The 18,825-nt window shown below is 59.1% G+C and carries 22 protein-coding genes; 11 read left to right on the top strand and 11 right to left on the bottom strand.

Translation table 11 applies throughout. The annotated features are described in order from the left end of the window. Positions 1–352 precede the first annotated feature (352 nt). Entirely contained in the window at positions 353–601 is a 249-nt protein-coding gene (locus tag ACEN42_RS40340) for a hypothetical protein (RefSeq protein ID WP_371884639.1), read from the bottom strand. Between the two features lie 24 nt (positions 602–625). On the opposite strand from ACEN42_RS40340, the gene ACEN42_RS40335 reads away from it, so the two are divergent. The 7 genes from ACEN42_RS40335 to ACEN42_RS40305 all read left to right on the top strand — a co-directional run bounded on the left by ACEN42_RS40335 (position 626) and on the right by ACEN42_RS40305 (position 4,528). Next, entirely contained in the window at positions 626–853 is a 228-nt protein-coding gene (locus tag ACEN42_RS40335) for a hypothetical protein (protein ID WP_371884638.1), read from the top strand. 342 nt (positions 854–1,195) lie between these two features. Next, positions 1,196–1,657 (top strand): DUF1173 family protein, encoded by a 462-nt coding sequence (locus ACEN42_RS40330; RefSeq protein WP_371884637.1) that lies wholly within the window; start codon positions 1,196–1,198, stop codon positions 1,655–1,657. Further along, the gene (locus tag ACEN42_RS40325; RefSeq protein ID WP_371884636.1) at positions 1,650–2,405 is read left to right on the top strand and encodes a DUF1173 family protein; all 756 of its coding nucleotides are present in this window, start codon (positions 1,650–1,652) and stop codon (positions 2,403–2,405) included. The genes ACEN42_RS40330 and ACEN42_RS40325 overlap by 8 nt, the downstream gene beginning before the upstream one ends. Positions 2,406–2,464: 59 nt before the next feature. Beyond that, positions 2,465–2,983, top strand: coding sequence for a hypothetical protein (locus ACEN42_RS40320; protein WP_371884635.1), 519 nt, complete (start codon positions 2,465–2,467; stop codon positions 2,981–2,983). Next, a complete protein-coding gene (locus tag ACEN42_RS40315) occupies positions 2,980–3,291 on the top strand; it encodes a hypothetical protein (protein ID WP_371884634.1) in 312 nt (103 codons plus the stop codon). Before ACEN42_RS40320 ends, ACEN42_RS40315 begins: the two co-directional genes overlap by 4 nt. A 54-nt stretch (positions 3,292–3,345) precedes the next feature. Next, positions 3,346–3,741: a hypothetical protein gene (locus ACEN42_RS40310; protein WP_371884633.1), complete on the top strand. Its 396-nt coding sequence runs from the start codon at positions 3,346–3,348 to the stop codon at positions 3,739–3,741. 121 nt (positions 3,742–3,862) lie between these two features. Beyond that, positions 3,863–4,528 carry a hypothetical protein gene (locus ACEN42_RS40305; RefSeq protein WP_371884632.1) on the top strand — a complete coding sequence of 222 codons (666 nt, stop codon included), beginning with the start codon at positions 3,863–3,865 and terminating at the stop codon, positions 4,526–4,528. A 342-nt stretch (positions 4,529–4,870) separates the two neighbouring features. Here ACEN42_RS40305 and ACEN42_RS40300 read toward each other — a convergent pair whose 3' ends face one another. Both ACEN42_RS40300 and ACEN42_RS40295 read right to left on the bottom strand, forming a co-directional pair. Next, positions 4,871–6,019, bottom strand: a complete 1,149-nt coding sequence (locus tag ACEN42_RS40300) for an integrase domain-containing protein (RefSeq protein ID WP_371884631.1) — start codon at positions 6,017–6,019, stop codon at positions 4,871–4,873. Next, positions 6,019–6,861: a hypothetical protein gene (locus tag ACEN42_RS40295; RefSeq protein ID WP_371884630.1), complete on the bottom strand. Its 843-nt coding sequence runs from the start codon at positions 6,859–6,861 to the stop codon at positions 6,019–6,021. Before ACEN42_RS40295 ends, ACEN42_RS40300 begins: the two co-directional genes overlap by 1 nt. 1,169 nt (positions 6,862–8,030) lie before the next feature. Between ACEN42_RS40295 and ACEN42_RS40290 the strand changes: the two genes are divergently transcribed. The 4 genes from ACEN42_RS40290 to ACEN42_RS40275 all read left to right on the top strand — a co-directional run bounded on the left by ACEN42_RS40290 (position 8,031) and on the right by ACEN42_RS40275 (position 10,010). Continuing rightward, positions 8,031–9,047 carry a PRTRC system protein D gene (locus tag ACEN42_RS40290; RefSeq protein ID WP_371884629.1) on the top strand — a complete coding sequence of 339 codons (1,017 nt, stop codon included), beginning with the start codon at positions 8,031–8,033 and terminating at the stop codon, positions 9,045–9,047. Next, positions 9,044–9,415, top strand: a complete 372-nt coding sequence (locus tag ACEN42_RS40285) for a hypothetical protein (RefSeq protein ID WP_371884628.1) — start codon at positions 9,044–9,046, stop codon at positions 9,413–9,415. The genes ACEN42_RS40290 and ACEN42_RS40285 overlap by 4 nt, the downstream gene beginning before the upstream one ends. 219 nt (positions 9,416–9,634) lie before the next feature. After that, positions 9,635–9,787, top strand: coding sequence for a hypothetical protein (locus ACEN42_RS40280; RefSeq protein WP_371884627.1), 153 nt, complete (start codon positions 9,635–9,637; stop codon positions 9,785–9,787). Then, a complete protein-coding gene (locus ACEN42_RS40275; RefSeq protein WP_374191238.1) occupies positions 9,777–10,010 on the top strand; it encodes a hypothetical protein in 234 nt (77 codons plus the stop codon). The genes ACEN42_RS40280 and ACEN42_RS40275 overlap by 11 nt, the downstream gene beginning before the upstream one ends. Before the next feature lie 68 nt (positions 10,011–10,078). On the opposite strand, the gene ACEN42_RS40270 is transcribed toward ACEN42_RS40275, so the two are convergent. The 8 genes from ACEN42_RS40270 to ACEN42_RS40235 form a co-directional block, all read right to left on the bottom strand. Further along, positions 10,079–10,303 carry a hypothetical protein gene (locus ACEN42_RS40270; RefSeq protein WP_035968637.1) on the bottom strand — a complete coding sequence of 75 codons (225 nt, stop codon included), beginning with the start codon at positions 10,301–10,303 and terminating at the stop codon, positions 10,079–10,081. 103 nt (positions 10,304–10,406) lie between these two features. Next, complete coding sequence (locus ACEN42_RS40265; protein WP_371884625.1) at positions 10,407–11,489, bottom strand: primase-helicase zinc-binding domain-containing protein; 1,083 nt, start codon at positions 11,487–11,489, stop codon at positions 10,407–10,409. A 549-nt stretch (positions 11,490–12,038) separates the two neighbouring features. Then, positions 12,039–12,458 carry a hypothetical protein gene (locus ACEN42_RS40260; protein ID WP_371880247.1) on the bottom strand — a complete coding sequence of 140 codons (420 nt, stop codon included), beginning with the start codon at positions 12,456–12,458 and terminating at the stop codon, positions 12,039–12,041. Continuing rightward, positions 12,458–14,458: an integrase gene (locus ACEN42_RS40255; RefSeq protein WP_371880248.1), complete on the bottom strand. Its 2,001-nt coding sequence runs from the start codon at positions 14,456–14,458 to the stop codon at positions 12,458–12,460. Before ACEN42_RS40255 ends, ACEN42_RS40260 begins: the two co-directional genes overlap by 1 nt. Continuing rightward, positions 14,388–16,073: a tyrosine-type recombinase/integrase gene (locus ACEN42_RS40250; RefSeq protein ID WP_371880249.1), complete on the bottom strand. Its 1,686-nt coding sequence runs from the start codon at positions 16,071–16,073 to the stop codon at positions 14,388–14,390. The genes ACEN42_RS40255 and ACEN42_RS40250 overlap by 71 nt, the downstream gene beginning before the upstream one ends. Beyond that, on the bottom strand, positions 16,070–17,263 hold the full coding sequence (locus tag ACEN42_RS40245) for a tyrosine-type recombinase/integrase (protein ID WP_371880250.1): 1,194 nt from the start codon (positions 17,261–17,263) through the stop codon (positions 16,070–16,072). The genes ACEN42_RS40250 and ACEN42_RS40245 overlap by 4 nt, the downstream gene beginning before the upstream one ends. A 253-nt stretch (positions 17,264–17,516) precedes the next feature. Further along, positions 17,517–18,023 (bottom strand): single-stranded DNA-binding protein, encoded by a 507-nt coding sequence (locus tag ACEN42_RS40240; RefSeq protein ID WP_371884677.1) that lies wholly within the window; start codon positions 18,021–18,023, stop codon positions 17,517–17,519. Positions 18,024–18,034: 11 nt separating this feature from the next. After that, complete coding sequence (locus tag ACEN42_RS40235) at positions 18,035–18,820, bottom strand: hypothetical protein (protein ID WP_371884624.1); 786 nt, start codon at positions 18,818–18,820, stop codon at positions 18,035–18,037. Positions 18,821–18,825: the final 5 nt, after the last annotated feature.

The raw sequence follows: 18,825 nt of genomic DNA, 5'->3' as shown, positions 1-18,825 counted from the left end.
TTGCGTCGCCGAGAGTCGATGCGCTAGACGCGCGGGTGATGGTCCAACGATACCTGCACGACGTCGCCTTGTTGCGGGGAAAGGCGAGCTTTTGATAGCGCCTCTTCAGCCAGCCGATTTCAGTTATCCCCAGTTTTTCTGGATAACCTTGGGGATAACACGTCACCGCCGCGCACATTCACCCACACCTCTCCCAGAGGTCACGGTCCGGGGGCTTCATCATGATGAAGCGCGTTTGGCGAAAGACCCCCTAAAAACGCTAGCTTTCTGGTCGAATTGTCGGCAAGAAATTCCGGCTCAACTACGTGTGTGCAAGGCGAATCGAAAAGGCGCTCGAAACGACGCAGCTTTCTCACTCCTTCGCTAATGGATCGCCGATCGCGAGAATCGTGAACTGCGCTACCCGCGTCACCGATTCCGTGAGCACATGAAACTGAGTCACATAACTACTGTTGCCGTCCTCATCGCTTCGTGCGCGACCTCGGATGCGGCGATCGGCCTTGTTGTTCACGGATTCAAACTCGAGCGAACAGCCGTACCGGTCGTTGCAAGTACAGGCCTCGTCGAGCGCATGCAAGGCGTCTCTGATGCGCTTCAGCATGTTCCGGCCAACGTGCAGGCGACTGTGCTTCAAAACTATGGGTTTCGCGACCGTCAGTCGTTCGACGACGAGCTCGATTCGCAGCGTGTCGAACTCGCGAGGGCGCAGAGCCTTCGCGCCGAAGCGCTCGCAAGCAACGAAAAGCGCTTGACCGCGCTGCTCATCGCACTTGTGTACACAGGATTCGTCGCGGCGATGGGCGCGCTCGTCCTATGCGACAAGGCTTTGGCGAAAGCACCAATTCGCACCTAAGGCAACTCGCGGACCCCTCTTTGCCCGTGACCAAGGACGATGGACCTCATCATTGTTAGCTTCGAAGACATCAGAGATGACCCGGCAGGCGCACGCGCAGACGCGGAGCCGGCCGCTGGATTCCCCGACTCATGGCTGGACGCACTGATCGGCGCTGGCTCTGTGTTTTCTCGTGACTATGCCGCTCTGTGTCGACCGTCGGCGTGCGGTTTCCCAGCACTTTCCACGCAGAGCAGTTCTGCTTGAGCGTGCGCCAGATGGCCAATCTGCTGGGCACTCGCGCCCATGTTCACAAAGTCCCCAGCCACCAGGCGCGTTCCACGCTGAGCGAGGCCGAAAGACATGGTTCACGTCTCCTTTGACAATCTCACCGTTTCACTTGAGGACGTCCACAACAGCCCGGCACGCTACGCGCGCCAGCTTAAGCGTGCCAAAAAGTCACCGGGATATGCGCAATGCCAATGCAACGCTGCGGGTGCGGGCCAACCGCTGCGTCTCGTAGTTCGTCGCTACGGCGCGCTCTTTCATCTCGCGCGATGGCCCGACGAAGGGCCGCACCACAACTCGAAGTGCCCTTTCTATGCGGGGGCCGCTGCGACCGGCAAGAGCAAGTCCGACGCCGCTGACGCCATCCAGCACACGCCTACGGGCCTGAACGTCAAGCTCGACGCCACGCTATTCGTCAAAACAGTCGAAACCCTCTCCCCGCCGGTCCGCGACCACTTCAGGCACCGGCAGGACGCGCCGTGCAGCACCGCTGCTTGGCTTCCTGCAGCGTCTCTGGATCGAGGCGGATTTGCATAACTGGACGGGTGCTTCTGCGCGCAGTTGGGGGCAATGCAATGCTCACCTCGTCGCCGCACTTGGAGACGGCAAGCTCAACGGTAAGCCGATGCAGAGCGTCCTGCATGTCATGCGTCGCTATGACGAAAACGAAGCACAATCCATCGTCGCGGAGTTCGATGACTTTCTCGGGCGGATTGAAACGACGCCCACGGCGTCGCAACGTGGCTTGGTGCTTGGCGAGTTGCGCACGGTCGATGCTTCCAGATATGGCTTCGTCGTCAAGCTTCGCCAGACGAAGCGCACCTTCTTCGCCTCAAAGCAGTTGATTGAGATCGCGGCCGCATCATTTCGATCTGCATGGGCCATGGTCGGCGACGCGAGCGCGCGGATCGTGGTGTTAGCGGTCATCGAGCGGACCAAAGAAGGCAATCTTCGAATCGTCGACATCGCTCTACAGCTCTGCAACAGCAGCTTCATACCGTGCGACTCCAGCTACGAAGTCGCGATGGCCAACCGGCTGGTCGCGGAGCGCCGCCGCTTTACCAAGCCGCTCAGACTTGGGGCCGGCGATCAACTGCTTCCGGACTTTCAACTGACGGACACCGAGGCCCTGACCGCGATTGAAGTCTATGGCACGCAGGGCAACCCGCAGTACCTTGAGCGTAAGAAGGAAAAGCAGGCGCACTACGCGCGCACCGCAACGCCTTGTGTCGAGTGGATACCTCCAGCAGAACTGGCGTCGGTACGACTTCCGGCCGCTGCGTGACTTGACAGCGGGCATCACCGCGATACCTTGACCCAGTCTTCAACTTCCCGATACAACACGTGAGCTCGAACTCGTTCTTTTTGAAACACGCGACGGCTCGCGACGCCGACTGGCAGGTGAGCTACCCCGCGCTCGCAATGGCAAGTTCGATCGACCCGGTCGATGAGCGGCGCAAGCAGATCGTTGTTGCGGCCGCCGACGACAACGAAGTGCGCATGGTGTTCTTCAGCACCCTTGGCGCGATCCTCGACTTCCGAGCGTCGTGGGCCGAGATCGATAGCTCAGCGCGTAGCTGGCTAGCCTTCACTGTTCGTTGGAACAGGTGGTGGCTGCCCAATGCCGGACATGCCCGTGCACTTGAAGAACACGCGTCGATGCCGACCGATTTACGTCTCGCGCATTGTTCAATTGAGGGGCGTCTCTTTGACGACGCAGCCTTTCGGCGATATCTCGATAATGTCGAGCGACACTATCGGCGAGATGCGAGAATTGCTCGGGTTTTGTTTCCCGACAATCTAGGTGGCGACATTGGCCGTTGTCCGCCTAGCGACGCGGAGTACTCGCTGACTCCTGAATGAGCAACGTCCTTCCTTTTACGCGTCTCTCTACCAACGATGCGCGCAGTCACGGCAACGACTGCGCGCATCGTCATATCCGCCTGCACAAACACGGCGGCACCGTCTCCTGCTCTGACTGCGGCGCGGCCCTGGCGCCCTTCTCCGCGCTTTCAATGCTCGCGGAGCAGTATGGTCTCGCTCTCTCGCAGATCGAGCACCTCAACAATCGTCTGGCTCTTGCTGATGCGCGGATTCTCGAGCTCTCCAAGACGCTCGACGCCATCGATAACCTGAAAAGGGCATTGAAACAGCCTTCAACGGAGACTTGACCGAGCGTCAATCGGTGGTGCAATAGGCTATCAGCAACAACAGAGCACCAGCACATGAAGCAGACGTTTGCATGCGGTCACACCGGCAAGGGGAAGTTCTGCCACACCTGCGCCAACGCAGAAAAAGAGAAAGCGGAGCAACGCCTCGCGATGGAACAAAAGCGCGCGGCAAAGAAGAGTTCCACTGCCGACGACGCCATCGATCTGTCGCTGGTTCGACATCTGTCGTCCGTTCAACGCGAGGCACGCGACCTCCTCGCGAAGGTCAGCAACGGAATCCATCCCTTCTCGCTCGATGGCAAATTCCTGAAGTCGTCCGCCGGCAAACTCCTATCGGTCCCCGTTGGCAGATCGTATCGGTTGCTTTTCGACGCCCCTTCCTTGAGGCCCATCCGCTTGGTCAGCCACGAGGATTACAACGCGATCGCCGCCAATCGCGTCGCCGCGTAGTCTGTAAGGTGTTGTAAAGTTCGGGGTTGTTTCCTAATTTGGCGGTAAACGAACGTCGCTATAATGCACCCGCCCACACCCTTTTCGCCGACGATCGGCGAACGCCCCGGATCACGCTGCCATGACTGACGAGCTCTTCCCCTGCGACCATTGCGGCGGAAAATGGGCCTTTGGCTACTCGCACCGGCTATTGAAGCGCCTGTCGGCGCCCGCGAGTGACTATCTGAGCGCCGACGACCGAGCTGCTCCCCAGATAAACGACCTCGAAGCGCGCTCGCTCTTTGCGATCCCGCAAGAGAAGGTTTGCTGCATCTTTTGCGAAGACTGCGGCATGCAAACGCCTTGGATCGCGATCGGCGACGACCGGCACGCGGCCCTTGCGCAGGCCGGCGCGATCTGGAACGCTCGGACGCGGCGCCCCCCTGCCAAGGAAGGCGATCTGCTCAAGCTGATCAGGAAAGAAGTCAGCGCCCTCGATGCGCCGTTCCTGATCAACCTTTTGGCACGAACGGAAGGCGACTGGGAGAAGCGCGGCCCAGTTTTCGCCTTGCTGGCTGCGAAAATCGTCGACAGCAAGATCACCTTGAGCGACTTCTGGCCTGTCGACACAGTGCTCAACGATGCTGCGAGATACCGGAAGCTCCAGCAACTTGCGAAACGCGTCTACATCGACGGCATAGCCTCGATTCAGTTTCCGCGCATTCCCGCGACCGGCGGTGACGAGGGCAGTTTCGAAAACAGCGTGAACCTCGCAGTTGACGATCTGCCGGACCGCAATCGCTGGTAACTTGACTTCTGGCGTGTGCGTCCATACTGGATTGGTGCTGGCCAGTTGGCGCCAGCGACCACCACCACGGGGAAACACATGTCGCCCATCGACTACCTTCGCGCCGCTTACCGCCTGCGCTCGAAGCTCGCACCGCAGATCGCTGTGGTGCTCGCCTTGGCCGCGATCTGACTTATCACACCATGACAAGCCGGTCGCTGGATTGGCTCTTGAATTGATTCAAGCGCTGGACCGAACCCACGGGCCATATCACTGATATGGCCCGTTCCGGAAGCCATCGGTTTCTAACCATTTGTTTCCTAAGCGCTTTCCGAGAAATTTGAGTTGTGACAAATGGTGACCTTATGTCGTTTTGTCACAATCTCGGCTGCGATCAAGAATTCGATAGACGCTCTGCCGCGAGATCTGAAGGAAGTTTGCGGCAGCTTTTTTATTGCAGTTGAACCGATCAATGGCATTAAGAACTTGGTCGATCGTGACGTCGGCAGTCTTCCGCTGCTGCACTCGATGGGTCGACAGGTACGCGTTTGCAATCGATGGCCGGCTGTGGCCTGCCGCTTCGACCACCTGACGCCTGGCCTCCTCTTGCCGCACCTTCGGCGCAATCTCGCCTGTTCCCTTAACCGGCGCTTTAACGCCTGCCAACGCTTCGTACATAGTGTGGAAGTTTTGATGACGTAGCCCGTGGGCAGTTATGCCGAGCGCGCTCTTGCGCACGCCGTGCTTGCGGAGCACTCGGTAGAACCTGTCTTTCCACTGCTGCTTCGTATATCCCAGCGGGATCGTCGTCTTGGAAACCGGATTGGTCAGGGCGCCCGCCTCCTTCAGTACGTCCAGGCCGTCGCCCATTGGGACGACCCGGTTTCGACCGCCTTTTGTCCCCCGTGTGACGTGAAGCATCCCGTCATCGCCGACTGACTCAACTGGGCGCAAGAGGAAGCTTTCCTCGACGCGCAAACCGAAGGTCAGCTGCAGGCGGAGTTGGACAGCGACATACTTGTCGGTTTGTGCAATCTCCGCCATCTTCTCAACCGGATCAACCCCATTTCCCTCCCACGACTTGTCTTCGGTGGCGATGTACGAGCGCACGAGACCGTGCTCTTTGCGGTCAACGTAACTTTCCAACGGGCCGATCAGGTTTGGCTTGTGCATCCACTCGGCGAGAGCTCGAAGATAGGTCAGCTTGTTCTCGATTGTTCCTCCCGTCTGCTTGTTACGAACCCAGAGCTGCACAAGCGCCTCGACGTGCTTTTGCTTTAGGGCCCATGGGGACTTCAATGCGTATCCGTTCTCACGAAGCTCCACGAACGCGTGGCAAATCTTCTGAATCCTATATTGCTGTGTCTTCAACGACAGCGCATTCTTACTCACGCGGGTCCGGCTGTGCACGCGATCGACGTTGTCCTCCAGTAGCCGCTCTAGTTCGACTTTGAAGTCCTCCGGCAAGTTGTAGCGACGAAGTTCAGAGCGGACGTTGACGGTGACGGACATTAGCGATTCCCCTGTGCGTTTGTAATCATGTAGTTGGTTGAATGGCAGAGCGCCCGTCCTGTCTCGAACGATTGGCGCAGCTCGGGCGACCGTGCAATGTGGCCGGATATCTCAATCACACCTGCCGCCGCGGATTCCCAGCCGGCCGCCGCCGCATGCCTTAGCGCAGCTTGTCGAGCATTCACATCGTCAAAGCCGTATCGCACGGACAACTGCCACATGGACCACGCTAGGTCTGCCTCAAGCGGATGATTGACCCACGGCTCCTGGGCGGCTTTCTGCGAATTTGTAGTGGTGGCGTGACCCGCCGTCAGCGAGACGAAACGCCCGTGAGGCTCGATCCGCCTGAGCGACGGCTCAAGCAGGATTTCTCTGGCACTGAAGCGGAGTGCTTGAGAAACTTCTGGCGTCCAGGGCGAATCGCGCTCGACGGCCGATCCGAATGCACCCAAATACAGCGGCGGCGCAGGCGCTAAAACCTCTATCCAAGGTGTGGCTCTTGCCCACGCAGCCAAGCTCTCAGGGGTAACGGAAGAGTGATTGCACAGGGAGGCGAAGTCGCCGGTATGCCCGCCGGACTCGCAATTACTTTTGTCGAGCTTCGCTAGAAACGCATCTATGTCGACCGCACTGCGCTCAAAGCGATGAGCGCGGTCGAGGTCCAGCGTCAGCCCATGATGCCGTCCGACCGAACGGAATACGTCTAGGAAAACTGGCCCAATGACGCGGTGGTACGAGCCGACAACATATGAGCCCGTTACTGCCTTCCGAAGCACGAATACGTCCAACGGCTCCTGCATCGTTTCCTCGTTGTTTTGCGCTTGGTACGCGGACACTGACATCTGCCCGATCCCCTTTGTCGCCGGGCGAGGACCGCAGGGAGCCTATCCCCTCGTCTCTTCGCGCTGCGCGCCGCGTAACCCCGCCGGGTCCAACCTTCCTCGCCTTTAGCGATTCCATTCGATCAGCCCCGCACGTGGAAGAAACGTGCATCGACCGTCCGTTTTGCTGCGTGCTGCCAGTCTCACGCTTCGCGTGTTGACCGCCGCCGACTAGCCGCTGGTAGACATCAACGCGGGTCCGCTTCGCGGAACCTCTCGCCGTTGATTGCTCTCCCCGCTACTGCCGACAGTCCAGTCGCGCGCGTTTCTTTGCGCGACTCGGCTATGCCGCTGCTACGGCTACCGCGCCGGCCTTAGCACTAATGCGCTAAGGCCAATTGCTCGGTAATTGCTTTTGCGCTGTTTTGTTCCGGTTGCGCCGACCGTTCGTCTTCCGTACAGGGAGCAGTCGCCTCTCTGGCTTGCTCGCTCCCCCATCCCCAAGCGCGTTGAATCCGCCGCGGTGTGTCGGGCCTCATGCAACGTACCCAGCTTCGTTTGCTGTAAGGATGCGTCCATGCTCGTTGAATGCGTCGGTGTTAGCAGCAGCAGACTGTGTCCGTGTCCGCTCGCACCTCGACTCAACTTGCTTTCTCGGGCTGAACTGCCCGCAAACCCAATGGATATCGCGTGTCCGTGTTCCTCAACTTGGCTCACGGTGCGTTTGATTTGATTCAGAAAAATGCCGCATGATTTTGCGGCCTGTGACAGAGGGGATTTTCGCTAGGCAAAGCGGTCCCCTCGATGGTCCGTATAGGAGGTTCGATGCGCTGGTCGCGCGGTTGGTGATCGGAATAATAGCCGCTCGGAAGACAACGCACATTTCGAAAGCTGCCTAAATGTAGCGAGCTTTTGCTTCCTTGACATTGCGGCGTTCCAGATAGATTAGGTCAGTCAGCAGCAGCTTTGGCCCCTAGTGGGTACCTGTAGGTTCCCTAACAAGACTTGCCGCTCAGTGCGCGTCACGGCTTGGCCCCAACGAGGGTCAAGCAGGGACCAAACAGCGGACTTACGAGCAGCTTCACCCTTCCGAATGCTGCTCTTGGCCCGTGTAGCGGCCACGCAGGGACCGGCCAGGGGCCGGGCAAACTTTGTTGGCAACGGCTTATCTGAACTCTGGAGAGAGAATCATGCAAACACAGGTTTTTGCAGTTGACGTTGGTTACGGCAATACTAAATGCGCGTTTCGTATGGGCTCGGACCTCGCGACGATGATGTTTCCTTCGCTCGCACCGCTTCGCGTCAGCGAGGCGGTCTCGAGTTTTGCCAACGGTGTGCTGTCCGATCGCAAAGTGGCTGCCATTGAAATCGATGGAACAGTGTATGAAGTCGGTCCCGGCGTTGAACGATCGTCAGCTTATGGGAACGCAGGCCGGACGCTGTCTGAGGACTTCTGCACAACGCCGAACTACGCGGCGCTGCTCTACGGCGCCCTTCACTTCGCCGGCGTGACGGAAGCCGAACGTCTAGTTCTGGGCTTACCAGTTCATAGCATCGGGAAGTACGCCGACTCCGTGCGCGACGCGTTCAGCGGCACGCTGACATTTGGTGAGCACAAAGTGCGTATCGGCAGCGTGAAAGTCATCCCGCAGCCTCTCGGTTCGCTCGTCTCTTTTTCCGAGTACGGCGGCGATGCTTTCGATCGGGAAAACGAACACATCGTAATTGATGTCGGTTATTTCACGACCGACTGGGTGGTCGCAAGTGGCTTCACAATGAACGACGGGCGTAGCAACGGGGTTCCTGGCGGTGCATCGCAGGTCTATAAGCGCATAGCATCGCTGATTGGCGAAGAAAAGGGCGAGATCGTTACCGACATTGAGAAGCTCGATAAATGCCTGCGGATGAAGAAGCCGTTCCTTTTCTACAGCGACGAGATTGACCTCGCACCGTACTTGGAAAAGTCGCAAGCAGTGATCCGGAGCACCGTCAAAACAATCCAGGAAAAGGTCGGCAACACCGGTACGGTTCGCTCAATCGTCTTGAGCGGTGGTGGTGCAGCTCTCTACGAGTCAGCAGTACGCGAAGCGTTTCCGAAGAATCGAGTTCAATTGATGGACGCGCCGTGCTTCGCGAACGTGAAGGGCTTCCTGATCGTCGGTGAATCGACGCTTGCGCGTGAGCGCAAGCTCGGAGTGGCAGCATGACAAGAAAGATGCTGATCAAGGTGACGGTGGACGAGGCTCTCTTCCCTGAGCTGTATCAGCGTCTGGATGCACACAATCCACGATTGCGCGCGGCCGTGCTCCGGTCATTAGCCAACGACACAGCGCGGACCGCGATCGGCGGGCGCGAGTTGACCTCCGCGAGCAAAGGTGGGCGGTTGCCGGCCTACGCTGAACTGTCGGCAGAAGCGGTCTCTGCTCCAAGAGCCTCTGCTCTTCCTGTACCGTCTACCACGATGATCGCGGCCAATTCGGCAGTATCTTCGGGCGCAAGCGACCACGATGTCGTGACGCAGCTTTCTCATCGTTTCAATGTCGATGAGATCGCTGACCAGTTCGCTGGGTTTTAGTCAACCGGTGCCGTTGGCCCGAGTACCTGTTCGTCGCGCCGATAAAGCATCTCCCGACTGCGCCGCAGTCGGGCTCACTCGTGGTTGCATTGAAATATCATTATCACGGCTTGCCAAGCTCGCCCGTCCGCTGCGGCTTGACTTCGCCGCGTATCTGGCAAGATGGGTTTTATGTGCAGCCAGTGCACCTATCAAAACCAACGAACACTGAGGCGTGTTATGGACATTCTCAACAATCTGGCGCAAGCCGACTGGACGCGCGGCGTTCGTATGTGGACTTTCGTGGCCGCCGCGCTGGCTGCGTGGGAGGCAGCTTATCTGTTGCATCGCGCCTTGTTCCGCTCAGACGAAGGAGCCGACGATGTACGCTAGGTTCATGTCGCTGCCATTTTTCACCCGACGCATCATCATCGTGATGGCGTCTTTCTTCGTGATGTGGGTTTGTGCCTACCTGCCGAAGTGCGGCATCACTCAGGTGTTGATCGCGTCAAGTGCGTTCATCATGTGTTGGGCAACTGGCATCCTCGTTCCGTTCCTGAAGATCACGTTTTTCGTCCTAAGGTGGCGTTTGTGGTACGTCGTGCGCTACAAGTAGTCGCTGATTACTAGCCGCAAAATAAAAAAGCCCCGACCAAACGGTCGGGGCTTTTGTTTCAGGGGGTATCAATGCAGCAGAGATACACCTTGTGCGCTCGCCTGTCGACGAATGCAGTAAAACCAAGCAGTGTCCAGCGTGACGCCCTGCTTCTCCAGCCGGGCATGACCGCCGCGTTTGCGGTCGATCACGTCGTAGGCTTCCGCCTCTGACTTCCCTACTCTGACCGAGCCGTTCTCGACACCGGACGTTGCGACAATTTCATACCGGCCAACAATCATGCTGAAGCTCATTTCCTCTTCTCCATTGGAAAAGCTCGGGCGGATTGCGGCCCCGGCGGGGGACGAATCCCCACCGGGCGAAAGTTACTGTTAGCGGCCTCGATGCCGCCAAGAATCAAACATGCAGTGCTTCACGCAAATCGCGGCGCACTACGACTGCAGACGTCGGGGCGTGCGCACGGTGAGACGCACACCACTCGTCTGCGAAATCGGTCTCCCGCTTTTTCGGCCGATGAACCATAGCCGTGTACCCCTCAGCGCGGAGGCGCTTGGCCAGCTTCAACGCCGCGTCGACGCCCGGCGACTTCCCGGTACGTGGATCGACAGCATCGAAGTCGGCGTAGATATGCACGACACGAATGCCAAAGCCTTCTGGCACAACGAAATCCGCAAGAAGGATGCGATTCAGGCAATACCAGACCGGCACACCAAAGAGCATGTGCGCGGCGTATGCCGTCTCAAGACCTTCCGCGACGCCGATTTCACCGTCGACAGGTTCCATCAGCCGGACTGCGCCGCCGTTGAGCTTATGAAGCGTCACGTCGTTCAGCTTGGCCGGGAGGATCTCGCCATCGTTAGTAACGATGGACGCCTTCACTGGCTTCGAGCGCTCGAGGAACGTGCGATGCAGCGTTCCCAGACGGCCGTCCGGCAGCGTGAAGCGCGCGATGATGCCCGGCCACTGCCCGATGACTTTCTTGTCGTGCCAGTAGTCGAGCATTCCCATACGCAGCGCCAGAGACGGCGGTGCCGTCAGACCCGGCACCCGCTCGCGCAGGTAGCGCGGCACGAGGCCGTCGGACCCGACGAGCGTCGCCCGATCCCACATCGAGTCGAGGCGCTTCTTCGCCCACTCGGGATCGACCTTTCGGCCCGGCGCGGGCGCGTCTGGGCGTTCGCGAGTTCTGCGAGCGTCCGCAAGGCTCCCTCCTTCGAGTTCGATCATCAGCTCGCGGAACGTCAGTCCCGCGGACTTGCAGATCAACTCGAAACCGTCGCCGGCCTTACGGTCGCCGTCGTTGCACTTGCGGCAAACCCAGTCGCCACGGCCACGGTTGTTGTCATAGGTGAAGCGGTCGTTTCCGCCGCAGATCGGACAGGGCGCGCCCTTCCCGGTCAGCGAACTCGCGGGCACTCCGTACTTCTGGAGCAACGCAAGCCACTGTTCCGGGGACAGCTTGATGTCCTTTACATTCATTGTTCACTCCAGTTTGGGGTGGTTGAGGTCGATGCCTGAACAGGCGGTGAAACCGTGCTCAAAAAAGCCGTCCGCCTCGCCGGGTGAGGCGAAAGCGACGGACGGCTTTTTTCAGCAGGGAATTCCGAAAGCGGGGATTGCGACGGTAGAAGGACCGGCCGCGCGAAAGACACGCTTCGTGGCCTCGCCGACCGTTTCCGGTTCGACGAAGCAACGAAGGTGAGGAATAACAGGAAGCGAGGTGAGCTCTTACGGGAGGATCAGATAGCCGCCCATTCACGACCCATTAAATAGGGGCGGAACGGTTCTGTTTCGACTGCCTGTCAACATTTGTCGCAGACGCCTTGTGGGCACCGCGTCGGAGAAGAATAGCTTCGAGGCTCCGTAAATATTGGCCGACCGAGCGGCTTTTTTCGATGCGCCGAGCGCGGGAGTGAAGCCAGTTTAGATGCCGCCTACGATGAAGCAACGCGGAATGAAGACGAATTCATACGCGCTTTTAACTTTCGTGCAGCTTGCCGAACTCGAGTGCTGCTTCGAGGCAATGCGTTATCGTCGATGCTGCTCGTCGATCGGGCCGTCCAACTCGTCAACGCTCAGTCCTCGCCGTGAGCAGTGGTAGGCAATACGCTGCCAGCGTTCGATCCACGCCCGCTCGGCTGCCTCGTAATGGCTGAGCTGCTCACGCAAACTTTGGATCATCTGATCGAGGTACAGGATCTCGTCACTGGTCGATCGCGTCCGAGAACGACGTTTAGGCTTGTCCAGCGCGCGCTTGGCCGCCTGGTAGGCTCGCAAGATCGGTGGATGGCGGCTCAACGCTTGCCGCGTATAGCCAGAGCAATCCTCAATGCGCCCCCACGTCAAGTTTCGTCCCAATTCGCCGGCCCGCCAGCGATGCAGTTCAGCAATGATGCTGGCCATCTTGCCTTCGTCGAGTTTTGCGTTGGCACGGATCGATCTGACCATCACGGACCTTCTTTTTCAATATAGCGTGCAAGCTCAGTCTGGTCGAAGCCGAGCAACGCGAGTTGAGTCATCAACTGGACATACTTGGACTGCAGGTGCGTGGCCCAGTCCGGCGCCATGACGCCATCATGTGCAAGCTCGCGAGTCGTCTCCAAGCTGATGCTGACGACCGCTGCCTGACGCTTCAGTTCGTCGGCGCGTTCGAGGTCGCCGTCACGCCAGACATAGTCATTGCAATCGGCCGTACACTGCAGATGCCGCGGACACGGCGACATCTGGAAGTCGTGCAAACACATACCCGGGCCGACGTCATGCACCGCTTGAATTCGGGCTGCGAGAAACGTCTTCGCACGATCGGCTGGAAGCGTTCCGGCGATATCGGCGACTACGCCTTTCATGCGGCCACCCATGACCTCGCTCACCACGTGCGCGGCCCGCTCGACGGCTGTCATGTGCTGGTAGGCCTTCGTGTCCGCCGGATACTTGCGGCCAAACCACTTCGTCTGGACCAAATCCGGCGCACCGCCTTCATCCAGCAGGTGATTGAGGAAGTGGCGGAAGCCATGTGAGCGGATATCGATGTTCCCTCCACCCTCCATCACCATCTTGTGACGTTCGAAGACCGAAGCACATTCGCCCCGACCACCCAGGAAGTCGCTGACGTTCTGATCCGTAATGGGACGCGCCGCATAGCAGAGAGTTGTCCTGGTTCCCCGATGCATCTGGTTGGCATAGACCACGCAAAGCGCTTCGTGCAGCATCAGGCTAGATCCGGCGCCGCCCGGGATGACTGGCTTTGTCCAATGATCTTGCAGCAGGCCTTTATGCAGATCTGCCCGGCGCACCTGAACTCTTCCGCCCACGAGTCGATGAGGGATGTCCCGACATCTGAGGAATTGCATCACATTGGTGCTTCTCAGACCGAGCACCGAAACAAGCTCAGCGCTATTCACCTCACTCGGGCACTGCGCATCAGCGAGTAAATCCTGCGTCTCGTTGTAGCGTTGAGATACGCTGCGTGCGCCTTCAGTCGCCAGATGCATTTCTGCGAGTACCTCTTCGACGAGAGTTTCCGTCTCGCCAAGCAGCGGCTTATGCGTCCACTCGACCGCGACATCATCTGCCCTGCCTTTGAGCCGGGCATACCGTAGGGCCTTGCTGCCATCCTGAGCCGACGAGAGCGGCCGAGCCGGCAAGGTCAAGACTTCTCCGATACGCAGCCCGGTGCAAACCATCAGCGTCGCAACCAGCACGATGATGCGGTCTGCGCTCGCCGGATCGGTGGAGGGTAGACCGCGGGGAATGCTCTGGTACAGCGCGCCGATGGCCTGTATCGCGCGTTCGTCGGGAAGGCGCTCGCGCGGCTTGATGCCGCCGACATTACCTGGACGCCTACCGTCGCTGGAGAAACGAGGACGAAGCTTGCGACGGTAGCGCCAGTCAAGCCGTAGCCGGCACAGGCCATTGCGATCCAGCATATCGGCGAACTCTTCCATGTGACCTATTACCTTGTAAGCCGATGATTCGCGTTCCCGCTCGAACAGAGCATCCGCTGCAGCATCCAGATGATCGGCGCTCAGCTCGCTGATCTCGTACGCACGATCGGCCAGCGCCTCATACACGTAGCGCGTGGCGCGTACGAACACCATATGACTGATTGCAGACTGGCCACGTTGGCGGTGCCGCATGCAAACCAGCGCTTTCACCACGTCGCCAAATGAACCGCCCAGTGCCTTGCCCAGCTTCCGTGGTCCCGCCCCATGTCGCGTGAACAGCAGTCGCTGCACAGGTTTGTCGGCTTTATAGCCACGCATGCGATGCCGGTACGCTTCCGACACATCCCAGATCACGCTCTTCCACTCGACGCCCGCAAAGGGGATAACTGCCTGCGCATGAGCAATTAGCGTTGCTTCATTAACAATCCAATTCTTAGAGAGCGCCCCGACTACGCAATAAGGCGCCGCCATTGATTTGCGCGATCTTGCCGGTTCCATGGTCATTGCCCTCCACCACATCGACGACCTGAGCGACTGCGTAGATCACATCGTCCAGTTGCACCGCGATGCGGGTTCCGTATCGTTCAGCACGTGCTTCACGACCCGCGAGCAAAGCATCGAGCACCGCGCGGTGGTCTGCCTGCGCATAGGGTTGGAACTTGGGACACACGTAGCAGGAGAACGGCGGATCTAGCGCGCACAAGCCGCTTTTGCCACATGAGCCGATATTCACTGGATCGATTGCCCTCATGTCGCCAACAAAGACGACACGCTTGTCCTGCCGCTCGCCGTTGATTGCGTGATCGCTTGACGGGACGACCCTGCCTCTGAACAAAGCCATCAACGGCCCGAGTTTCAGCGCTGCCGCGCGATCGAGGATGCGCGTCATGCGCCGGCCTTTAAGCGCGTAGTAGACGTGGACGTGTTGCGTATCGGAGTGGTCAAGCATCGTTGCCAACATGCCTCTCGAAACGCCAAGCTCCACCATCGTCGTCGCGAACGTGTAGCGCAATCGACGCGGCGCGATTCGAATGCGACGCAAGGTGCGCGGCGAGACAAGCGACATTCGTTGCGCGAATCCCTTCACTAGGTCGGCGAACTGGTAGGACGTTATATGGTAGGCAAACTCGCCCATGTCAGTGTCCTGGCGCCACTTGTCTACCCGGTTGCGCATGAAGAGCGGTCTGGGGTAGCGGCCGCAGTCGACTGTCTTGTTGACCTCGAGTAATTGCCGCAACAGCGTCAACAGTTCTTCACTTACTCGCTCTTCGACGAACGCTTGTCGTGGACCGACGCCACGCTTCTTGATTCTCGGAATAGACAGCATCCATTGCGCGGGCACCGCGAATCCCTCAAGCGAATTGCGCAGGTCGGTCTCGCGCAACAGGCAGAAGTTGGCTGGATTGCGCCCGTAGGCGAGGCTGAGCGCCGTCGCCACGCGCTGCATGACGTCGACGCGCTGCATTGAGGCGTCATCGTTCAACGCTCGACGCAGCACTGTCACTTCAACATCCCACAACGGACCGCAATCTTCGTCTTCGAGTTCTACAGCCAGTTTTGACGGCCGTGCCGGAATTCGTATCTCATCAAGATCCTGTGCGAACGACTTGTCGAATCCAAGGCCAGTGAGCATTTCGGCGCACCAGACGTACCACCGACGGATCACGTAGAAGCTGGCAAGTTGTTTCGACTCGCGCAGCGTTTGGATCGAACTTTCTACTACCGCGCGCAATGCCGGGCGAAGATCCTGAGGATTGTCTATGTCGCTGAGGCCCTCCCAGAGACTCGCCCGACGCGACGAGACGACTCTTCGACTTTCTATTGCCCTCCCAGCAAGCACGCTCGTTATTGTCTTTACAGCTTGCCCGACACTGGCTCCGGATTTTTGCGTTGTGAGCATGATGGCCCAGCGACGGAGCGCGTAACTCACGATGACGTTGCTCACTTCGAGACGCGGCCAATTGATGGCGACGTGCGCGGTTGCAGCGTTGCATCGCCAGCTAACGCCACTCAGATCCACTCGTCTACCATCTCGGTCGATCTCGCCTTCGGGCAATCGAGGCAGTCCATAACGCCACAGGTGTGTGGCCATCGCCCGATTCACATCGTCGTTGGTCATGATTTCCCCTCCGATCGCGCGAACAAGGTGACCTGATAGCGCAGCCCGATTTCGTGCGCCTCTCGTCGGATGGCCGCGTCGATATACGGCTTAACTGAGTCCGCTGAGCGCCATCCAAAGAAGTACATCATGTTTCTCGTCACGCGTTCGTCGTCGAGACCGTTAGCGAGCCCGGCTGCCCTGAATTCGGTGGCACATGTGCTTCTCAACTGATGGGGGTGGAGATGCTCGAACTCGGGATGAGACGCGACGACTTGGCTCAGAATCCCATTGACACGTACAAGGCTCAAGGGGCCGCCGTTGCGATTCAAGAACAAGAAGGGCATGTGCGAAGCACCCGGTATTCGCCGACGAGAGCCACAAATGTAGTCGTTGAGTATCCGTGCCAGAGACCGGTCGCACGGTACGTGTCTTGGCTCTGTTTTTACTTGCGGCTCGGCCACCCGCGGATCAGCGGCATCATCAGGTGCCCGCACGATGCGCACGGCGGGAGCATCGCCGGATAGCAAACAATCTGAGACCCGCAGCTTGAGCAACTCTCCTCGCCGCACACCCAGCATCGCTAAGAGCAGAACGATGAGGTAGTTGCGCTGCCGATACGGCGCCTTCCAAGGATTTTCGGGACAGTCGGGATGGCAGACCTTGATGAGCCTGTCTAACTGCTCCGAGGATAACGGAGCGGCATGCTCCGCCGAGGTCCGTCCGGCTTGGGCGAGCGTCGCGAAGCAACGCTGCGTGAAACTCACTCTCGACTGGATGTCCGCGATCTCAGGCGCGCCAACCGGCAAGGCTGACATCGCGCACTCGAGGTGCCAGGTGATGCATTTAGCGACGACGTTGAGCCGGAAGGCTACGGTACTCGGCGCAACGACGAGTTTTGTCACTTTGCCCGACGTCTGGAAATCACGCCGCAACCAGGGGTACAGGCGGCTCACAATTTCATCCTGACTCAAGCCATGGCCAGAAACGAGTCGCGCTTGAAGCGGGAAGCGCTCGGATGTCGACCAGGTCCACAACTGTCCGAGCACGTACAGCGTCTTGATCAGGCTATTCATTGATAGCCGCAGGCGCAGGCGCTTGATCAGGTAGACGTTGATCCATGTGACAGGTTGTCGATCCGCGTCCAGCAATGCGGGCAGACGCTCACCGCCTGGATGCCGAATCACAATGATGTGGAATCGCGCGCTCATGGAGGCCTCCGCACACGCATGCGATCCAACCTAGGTAATGTTTACGTCTTTTCCGTGACAACGCTTGCTGAAGGCCGTCCGGCCTAGTTCGCAGCCGGAAATTGACCATCGCGGCTTACGAGCGCAAAAACGCGGGAGCCGCGGTACCCCTTCGTTTACTGTTGCAGCCTGTCAACTTCCCGCAGGCCCTTATAGAAAAAGAAAAACCCCGCACTAAGGCGGGGTCGATCTTTACACTCTCGGTTACGAAACTTCAGAACGGAATATCATCGTCCATGTCCCCGAATCCACCGCCTCCGCCATACGAAGTCGATTGCGGTTCGCGATTCGCCGGCGCGGGATTGCTCGATCGCGGCTGCGGCGACCGTTCCTGACGCGCGGGGCGCTGACTCTCGAAACCCTCGTTCGACGAACGGTCGGCAGGAGCCCGGCCGCCGAGCATCTGCATCTGCTCAGCCACGATCTCGGTCGAATACCGTTCTTGCCCGGCTTGGTCCGTCCACTTTCGCGTGCGGATTCTGCCTTCGATGTACACCGACGAGCCCTTCTTCAGGTACTCGTTAACGATTTCAGCCAGCCGACCGAAGAACGAAACACGATGCCACTCGGTCTGCTCCTTCATTTCGCCCGAGGCCTTGTCCTTGTAGCGATCCGTCGTTGCCAGGCGAATGTTTGCAACCGCATCGCCGCTCGGCAGGTGACGCGTTTCCGGGTCGGCTCCGAGGTTGCCCACGAGAATGACCTTGTTTACTGATGCCATAAAAAGCTCCTTCAAGATTTCTTGGAAATACACCAAAGCCACTTGTCCCAGAGCACTTGCGCGCCGCTGGCATCGAGCTTGGGTCGGCCACGTTTATCAACGGCAGGTACCTTGATCTTGCCAAGGCGCCTGACCTCTATGCGATCGCCAACTTTGCAGTGTGCTTCAGCGATCGCGTCACGAAGTCCCTCGCCTTGCAGCACGTCCACACCTGTACGGTGCTCGAGCGTGATGCAGAACGATTCGTAGGTCCGCCCCGGTCGTTTGCCGTCGGGGAATTCCTTCTCGCCCCACTCTTTCAGCACGCCATACCGTGCGCGCTCACTGGGCCGATGCGATGGCTCGGCGGCCCGCGCTGGCGACGACGCTACGCTCTCGACGACATGTCTTGTCGGTCGCGCGTCGCTTGCGGCGATTGAGCTGGTTGCCGCAACTGAACGCTCGGGAGGCGCCTCTGTCGGGTGAGCGTCCCTGACGGCAGCAGCTATCGCCTCTGTCAGTGGCCCCCTGTGCTCACGCAGCACTTCCCAGTGCGGAGCGAGCGCGGGTATCAGCTTCATTCCGACGGCGGTTGGCCGTAGCTCATAGTCGAACGCCGGGCGAAACTGCACGACCACATCGCCCTCGTCGCGAAAGAGCATCGGTTGACCAGCGATCGCGATGTGCCGCTCGTTGGCTCCGCCTTTTCCGACTTCGACGGGGGATGGTTGATTTGCGGGGTAGCGATTCCGAGGCTGCGTCGCGGGCTGCACTCCGAAGAGCGTTCCCAGCAGCCGGCCGAATGTTGATGTGCTCATCGTCG

This window comes from Caballeronia sp. S22 (assembly GCF_964261745.1).
Classification (GTDB): domain Bacteria; phylum Pseudomonadota; class Gammaproteobacteria; order Burkholderiales; family Burkholderiaceae; genus Caballeronia; species Caballeronia jiangsuensis.
The sequence above is the reverse complement of the archived record's forward strand: the minus strand, read 5'-3'. Positions and strand labels throughout refer to the sequence as shown.